The following is a 7,077-nucleotide window of genomic DNA, read 5'->3' as shown; positions in this document are numbered from 1 at the left end:
CTAAATGATCGGCATTACAGCATTAGGCTGCCTTTTTTATTGTGGCTTATTCGACGATTTAGATTCGTTTCCTGTTCTCTCAGCTGGTTTTTGGTCAGAGTTCATGACTCCATTAAGTAAGTCCATTGGTAATGGAAACAGAATGGTCGAATTTTTCTCACCGGCGATTTCAGTCAAGGTTTGCAGGTACCTGAGTAAAATAGCATTGGGCTCTGTGGCAAGCGCGGTTGCAGCTTCTACCAGCTTACTTGAGGCTTCCATTTCACCAGATGCATGAATAACCTTGGCACGACGCGTTCTTTCTGCCTCTGCTTGGCGGGCAATGGCTCTGACCATAGTTTCATTAAGATCAACGTGCTTTATCTCTACATTTGAAACTTTAATGCCCCAATCGTCTGTACGGCTGTCTAAGATCACTTGAATATCGGCATTGAGCATTTCACGGTTAGCAAGCATCTCATCCAGTTCATGTTGACCTAAGACTGAGCGCAGAGTCGTTTGCGCCAATTGCGATGTCGCTTGTAGAAAGTCTTCGACATTGATTATCGCTTTTTGAGAATCAATAACGCGAAAATACAGTACCGCGTTTACCCTGACCGAGACATTATCGCGACTGATCACATCTTGGCTGGGCACATCCATGACTACAGTTCTTAAATCGACTCTCACCATCTGTTGAATGAACGGAATAACAATAATAAGACCGGGTCCTTTAACTTGTTGAAAGAGTCCTAAAAGAAAAATAACGCCTCTTTCATACTCTCTTAAAATCCTGAAGACACTGATAAGCAAAGAGATAATAATAAATAGCATTACTGCGCTGAATATTGTGCCGTTATTGATGACCGGTTCCATTAGAGGCCTCCTTATACTGATTGGTTTTAGCTTCAATTTTCGCTACCAGCAGCGATAGACCGTCGATTTTAATTACGGTCACATTGTCACCTTTGCTGAGTTTATGCGGACTCATTGCATTCCAACGTTCGCCATTTAAGCAGACAAAACCTTGGCCATTAAAGTCAGCAAGCACCGTTGCATTGGCGCCGACTATCGCCTCTTGGCCGCTAACAACTGCACGTTTTCGCATACGTAAAACAAAACTGAGTATGAACACGAAAAACAACAGACTGACAAAAGCGACACTACCAATGAGCAGTGGTGATACTTGAAATTGCGCCTGCGGTGTGTCGAAAAGGAAAATTGAGCCCACCACGAATGCCGCTATTCCTCCAACCCCAAATATGCCAAAGCTAGGAACCATAGCTTCTGTTATTAGCAGCACTATGCCTAAGATGACTAACGCGAGTCCGGCATAATTCAAAGGCAACATTTGTAATGCATAAAGGGCAATAATCAGTGCGATAGCACCTGTTATGCCAGCCACGCCGATGCCTGGACTATAAAACTCCAATAGCAAACCATAAATGCCGATGATCATTAAGATGTAAGCAATATTCGGGTTAGTGATGGTGGCGATAAACTGGTTTTGCCAGCTTGCCTGCTTATTGACTAAGACTGCACTTTTTAAATCCAGAGTGACTTTTTCTTCGCCTAACTCAATGACACTGCCATCTAATTTTGTTATCAGTTGCCGAGGTGATTCTGCGATTAAATTAATCACATTAAGCGCGAGCGCCTCTGTGGCGGTTAATGTGGCAGCTTCAGTGACTGCAAGTTCGGCCCACTCTTGATTTCTGCCACGTAGCTGCGCTAAAGAGCGTATGTAGGCGATGGCATCGTTAAGGATTTTCTTCTCCATTGCTGAAGGGCTGGGGTTATCATTTTTACTATCCTCGCCTTTATCTGCCGGACTGATTTTGTCAGGCGAGGGGGCACTCGGCCCCATTTGCACCGGTGTTGCCGCGCCTAAGGTTGTCGCGGTTGCCATCGCTGCTGTATGGCAGGCATATAACAGGTATGTACCGGCGCTAGCCGCTCTGGCCCCTTTAGGGTAAACCAAACATGCAATCGGAACAGTAGAGGCGAGGACGGCTTGATTGATGTCGCGAAGACTCGAGACCAAGCCTCCAGGCGTATCGATAGTGATAATGATAAGTGGAGCTTGTTGTTGGTTAGCGGCATTAATTTCTACTGCTAGGTGCTGGCTAACAGCAGGTCCAATCGGACCTTTAATACTCACAACAGGGATTTCAGAGGCAAGAATATTTTTGTCCGCACTTTGCACTCCCATGCAAAATAGGGCTGTAAAGATTACCAATAGGGCTAGCTTGCAGCCATACATAATCAAACCTTAGTCAATATTTTAGTCGAGTTCCTATTTCGGCTAAAAGTCGTACTTTAAGTTTAGTCTATTTTGACAAAATCATTGCAGTCGACACGATTTGAATTGTGAAATGCTTGCTAGAATGTTGCTAAGTACAAGAGGGTTGATATGTTCTGCTTTATCTTATTTGCTTATGAGAATGTTAACCCTGAGTAGAAACTGTGCTTAGGGATAATTTTTAAAAATAACCCTTTTTGCTTCCGATTAACTGTGCTATTTTTCACGGCTTTTTTACGATTAACGGGATAGACTCATGTTTGTTGGATTTGACTATGGTAGTGCCAATTGTGCGATTGGTATTATGCAAGGTGAAGAGGTCTGTTTAGTCCCGCTTAGTGGTGATGCAAAGTACTTAAGCTCAACGCTCTATGCGATGGACAGAGAGCTGATTGCCGAAGAGGTGCTCAAGCAACTGCCAAACGAGCAAAAATCTGAATATACCCGTTTACGCTCCGCTCAATTAAGCCGTGCCGCATCAATGCGTCGTGAGCTAGATCTGCTGCCCCATGAGCAAGCTGTTTTCGTTGGTGAAGCTGCTGTAGAGGCTTATTTAGAGATGCCAGACGAAGGCTTTTATGTTCGCTCGCCTAAATCATTCCTCGGCGCAACAGGGCTAAGAGACAATCAAATAGCATTGTTTGAGGATATCGTCACGTTAATGATGATGCATATTAAAACCGTTGCTGAAAAAAATATGCTTGAAAACGGTGTGATAACTCACGCGGTTATTGGTCGCCCGGTCAATTTTCAAGGTATAGGCGGCGAGCAAAGCAATCTACAAGCAGAAGCTATTTTATCTTTAGCGGCCAAACGTGCAGGCTTTATCGATGTAGATTTCCTCTTTGAACCCCTCGCAGCCGGAATGGACTATGAAGCTTCATTAGATGAAGATGTCACTGTGCTGGTGGTCGATGTGGGCGGTGGTACTACGGATTGCTCTATGGTGAAGATGGGGCCAAGTCATATTGATAATGCAGATAGAAGCCAGGACTTTTTAGGTCATAGTGGCCAACGCATCGGCGGTAACGATCTCGATATTGCACTATCAATGGCCGCATTTATGCCGCATCTTGGCTTAGGCAGCTTAATGGTCAATAAGCTTCCAGTGCCAAGTAAACCATTTTGGAATGCCGTGGCTGTTAACGACATTAGTGCGCAACGTGATTTTGCAGCCTTGAACTCAAAAAAACTCATCGAAGAGTTAATTAAAGATGCACAACAACCAGAACTTATAACGCGGCTGCTAAAAGTTCAAAAAGAGCAGTTAGGCTATAAATTGGTTCGTAGTGCTGAGCAAAGTAAAATAGCGCTTTCTAGCGAAGACAGTATTGATACGCCACTGAGCTTTGTCCATGCAGGTCTGCATGCCAAGGTAACAGAAGCTGATTTTGAAAATGCGATAACCATGCCACTGAGTAAAGTCGAGTCGTTGATGCGAGAAGCATTGGAGACATCAGGGGTTAAGCCCGACAGAATTTACGTCACCGGCGGCACGGCTCGTAGCCCTGCTATATACCGCAGGATCTCAGGCTTATTCCCTGATATTCCGATTGTAGTTGGCGATCACTTTGGTAGTGTAACGGCGGGTTTAACCCGTTGGGCGCAAAGAGTATTTGCGTAGCGTTTTGTTATACTGATTGCTCTAAAGGTAAGCTTGATACTCAGCGATTTACTTTCATGTGAGTATGCAATATTAATAAGGAAAAGTGATGAATAAAATAGCGTTATTAAAAGCGGGATTGCTTGGGATTGTTGCCAGCGCTACTTTAGCGGGTTGCGGTGATGATGTTGGCAAGGTAAGTCTAGGCTTGTTTACCACTAAAGATGTGATTATTGATGCCCGTCATGACCCCAAAGTGGCTGGGGTGACATGTCATATCAGCCGTATTGAAGCCAACCTCAGTTTGGCTGACCCATCTGATATGAGCATCTCCTGTCGTCAAACTGGGCCTATCTCAGCCGCAGATCTTGCGGATATCGATAAGAGTAAAAATGGTGAAGTGGTATTTAAAGCGTCACTGAGTGTTTTATTCAAGACGCTTAAAGTACGCCGTATTTACGATGCCGAGAATCAAACCTTACTTTACCTGTCATACTCAACCAAAGAGACCAATGGCAGTCACAAACATGCCTTGTCTACAGTGCCGTTATACGGCACTCAAGCTTGGGTTGATCCGGTCACTGTCCAAACTAATTAAAATAAGCGGCGCTATTTAGCCATATTAGATTACAAGGTAAATAGCGTCGTTCAATTAATACTTATCGCTTAAGCTTTAATTACTGCTAATAACACTGTTAGCGGTACCCGCAACCGAGTCATATACTATTTTTATTTCTGCGGTTTCACGACCCGCTGTGTCATTGAGTGTGCGTAGCACATAACTGCACTCGGTTTGCCCTGTCGGATTACTATCTGCAGGGTGGCGATATGCTTGAAAGTCACTGCCGTTATCGACACTGGACAATGAAACACTAACGGGATCTTCGATTAAGGTATTCCACAAATCAACGCAGCCTTGCTCTCCTTGGCCAATGTTGGTTGGTTGCCCCATTGGTTCGCCTTTATCTATTCCTAAAGGGAAGCCGTTAGCATTCATATCAAGTTCATCACCCGCATAGCCAGGCAGGTTATTCATTGGGCTATTGCCACCGACTATTTGCCATCGAGTATGGCTGAAGGTGAGAGCCTGTTGATATGAGGCTGCTATCGCTTTAACCCGGCTGATCTCAGCGTCACGCCTAAAATCAATAAACTTGGGCGCGGCGATCACCGCCAAAATGCCTAAAACGATAATGACTACAACTAACTCAATCAGCGTAAATCCGTTAACTCTACTCTTTGCGGCCATGCAATATTTTTTCCCAAAAGATCAGACCATTAGTTTAATAGTAATCGATTTGTTAATAAACAAAAATAAAAAACCGCCACAGCGGCGGTCTAATCTTAGCTTCCTAGGTGATAGGTCGTTTACGTAATACTGAAGCTACCTTGCATAATTGCCCAATGACCAGGGAAAGAGCAGAAGAAACGATAGTCACCATTTGGATCTAAATCGGTGATGCTAAAAGTAATGCTGGTTGATTCGCCACCGCCAATAATGTCGGTATGAGCGATGACTCTTGGCTCTCCAGGTTTTACGTAGCTATTGCCTGCGCCAGCGGCCATACCTTCATTAGCAATTGCTTGCATATCATCAGCTTTACTCAGCACCCAGTTATGCCCCATTGCGGACTTAGGCAGTTGGCCGCTATGGGTTAAGGTGAGAGTAATCTCTTTGCAGCTAGCAGGTACCGATAACTGCTTTTTATCGAACTGCATCGCATCAGTTGCTGAAATTGATAATTCACACTCGTTAGCGAAAGTTGTGCTGCTAAATAACATGAGCATCATAGCGGTAATAAGTATTGTCATAGAACGCATAGTTGTTCCTTATTAGATTAAGTTGAAAACCGAAGCATATTAGAACAAATGCAATCAAATGAGAATGATAATCAATTGTAAATAAGTTAAAGATAGTGATGCAGCTATGTTGGCTGTTATAAGGCAGGGGCATTTTGTCGCTTTTATTCAATCAACAGGTTTCGATGATTGCTATTATTTAATCACAGAATAAGCGTAGCTTTAGTCTGCATTAGCAACGGCTAACAGTTGTAATACGTACTTGCGGCGACAAGCGGCATACGAGTTTATTTATACTTGAATAATTTTAGATATCTGGAATGGAGAATGGCGTTGGAACAGCAAACTATCACGTTAACACAGCTGGGTTGGAGACCTTTTTTTCAGCAGCAACTTAGTCTCGAGGAGTTAACCGATCTCAGCATTGGGCGAGTGGTCGAGCAACATCGTAGCCATAATATACTGTTAAGTGAGGCTGGAAATATTCGGCTAACACTAACCCCTCAGTCAGAACGCATTTGTGTGGGAGATTGGGCACTTTTTGACGACTCAAACAGGCTAGTACGCCACTTAGAGCGTCAGTCACTGTTTCAGCGTAAAGCGCCAGGCAGTAAAGTGGCCACTCAGTTAATAGCTGCCAATGTCGACAGCGTAATGATTGTTTGTTCGCTTAATCACGATTTTAACCTAAGCCGCATTGAGCGCTACCTTGCGCTTGCAAAAGAAGCGCAGGTAGAGCCGGTGGTGGTACTGACTAAGCGCGACTTGTGTAGTGATGTCGATGATAAATGTCAGCAAGCACAGCAGCTTGATCCCTTTATGATGGTGCACGCAGTTAATGCGTTAGATGATGAAAGCCTGCAAGGCCTAGCAGTTTACTGCCAAACGGGCAAAACCTTGGCCTTTTTAGGATCTTCTGGTGTGGGTAAGTCAACACTTGTGAATGGGCTGATGGGCTTCGAAGCACAACTTACCAGTGGCGTACGTGAAGATGACAGTAAAGGGCGTCACACTACGACTTCACGAGCGCTCAAGTGGTTGCCACAAGGAGGACTGCTGATGGATACTCCTGGTATGCGAGAGCTGCAACTTAGCGATTGTGAGCAGGGCGTTAATGATACCTTTAGCGAAATTATTGATTTAGCACAGCAATGTCGCTTTGGTGATTGTAGCCATGAAAGCGAGCCGGACTGTGCGGTTCGAGCTGCAATCAATGACGGCTTACTCGATGAGCGCCGCTTAAATAGTTATCGAAAGTTAATGCGTGAACAAGCTTTAAATAGCGCAACCCTAGCGGAAAAACGCGCTAAAGATAAAGCACTAGGCAAAATGATCCAGGGTGTACAAACGGCTTCTAGAAAATTAAAGAAGAACTACTAGGGGCTGTTGATCT

Annotated in this window: 7 protein-coding genes; 3 read left to right on the top strand and 4 right to left on the bottom strand. The window is 44.4% G+C overall.

What is annotated here, in order from left to right:
- Nucleotides 1-36 precede the first annotated feature (36 nt).
- Both AB4238_RS16720 and AB4238_RS16715 read right to left on the bottom strand, forming a co-directional pair.
- The gene (locus AB4238_RS16720; RefSeq protein WP_372034453.1) at nucleotides 37-813 is read right to left on the bottom strand and encodes a slipin family protein; all 777 of its coding nucleotides are present in this window, start codon (nucleotides 811-813) and stop codon (nucleotides 37-39) included.
- A gap of 22 nt (nucleotides 814-835) precedes the next feature.
- Complete coding sequence (locus tag AB4238_RS16715; protein WP_372034452.1) at nucleotides 836-2,242, bottom strand: nodulation protein NfeD; 1,407 nt, start codon at nucleotides 2,240-2,242, stop codon at nucleotides 836-838.
- A 295-nt stretch (nucleotides 2,243-2,537) separates the two neighbouring features.
- Between AB4238_RS16715 and yegD the strand changes: the two genes are divergently transcribed.
- Together yegD and AB4238_RS16705 are read left to right on the top strand one after the other, a co-directional pair.
- The gene (gene yegD, locus AB4238_RS16710; protein WP_372034451.1) at nucleotides 2,538-3,905 is read left to right on the top strand and encodes a molecular chaperone; all 1,368 of its coding nucleotides are present in this window, start codon (nucleotides 2,538-2,540) and stop codon (nucleotides 3,903-3,905) included.
- An 88-nt stretch (nucleotides 3,906-3,993) separates the two neighbouring features.
- Entirely contained in the window at nucleotides 3,994-4,482 is a 489-nt protein-coding gene (locus tag AB4238_RS16705) for a CreA family protein (RefSeq protein WP_372034450.1), read from the top strand.
- A gap of 75 nt (nucleotides 4,483-4,557) precedes the next feature.
- Here AB4238_RS16705 and AB4238_RS16700 read toward each other — a convergent pair whose 3' ends face one another.
- Both AB4238_RS16700 and azu read right to left on the bottom strand, forming a co-directional pair.
- Nucleotides 4,558-5,133 (bottom strand): type II secretion system protein, encoded by a 576-nt coding sequence (locus tag AB4238_RS16700; protein ID WP_372034449.1) that lies wholly within the window; start codon nucleotides 5,131-5,133, stop codon nucleotides 4,558-4,560.
- A 119-nt stretch (nucleotides 5,134-5,252) separates the two neighbouring features.
- Nucleotides 5,253-5,705, bottom strand: a complete 453-nt coding sequence (azu, locus tag AB4238_RS16695) for an azurin (RefSeq protein WP_372034448.1) — start codon at nucleotides 5,703-5,705, stop codon at nucleotides 5,253-5,255.
- Nucleotides 5,706-6,017: 312 nt separating this feature from the next.
- Here azu and rsgA point away from each other — a divergent pair, with 312 nt between their 5' ends.
- Entirely contained in the window at nucleotides 6,018-7,064 is a 1,047-nt protein-coding gene (gene rsgA / locus AB4238_RS16690) for a ribosome small subunit-dependent GTPase A (RefSeq protein ID WP_372034447.1), read from the top strand.
- Nucleotides 7,065-7,077: the final 13 nt, after the last annotated feature.

Origin of the sequence: Shewanella sp. 10N.286.45.A1 (assembly GCF_041470405.1) — a bacterium.
Taxonomy (GTDB): domain Bacteria; phylum Pseudomonadota; class Gammaproteobacteria; order Enterobacterales; family Shewanellaceae; genus Shewanella.
The sequence above is the reverse complement of the archived record's forward strand: the minus strand, read 5'-3'. Positions and strand labels throughout refer to the sequence as shown.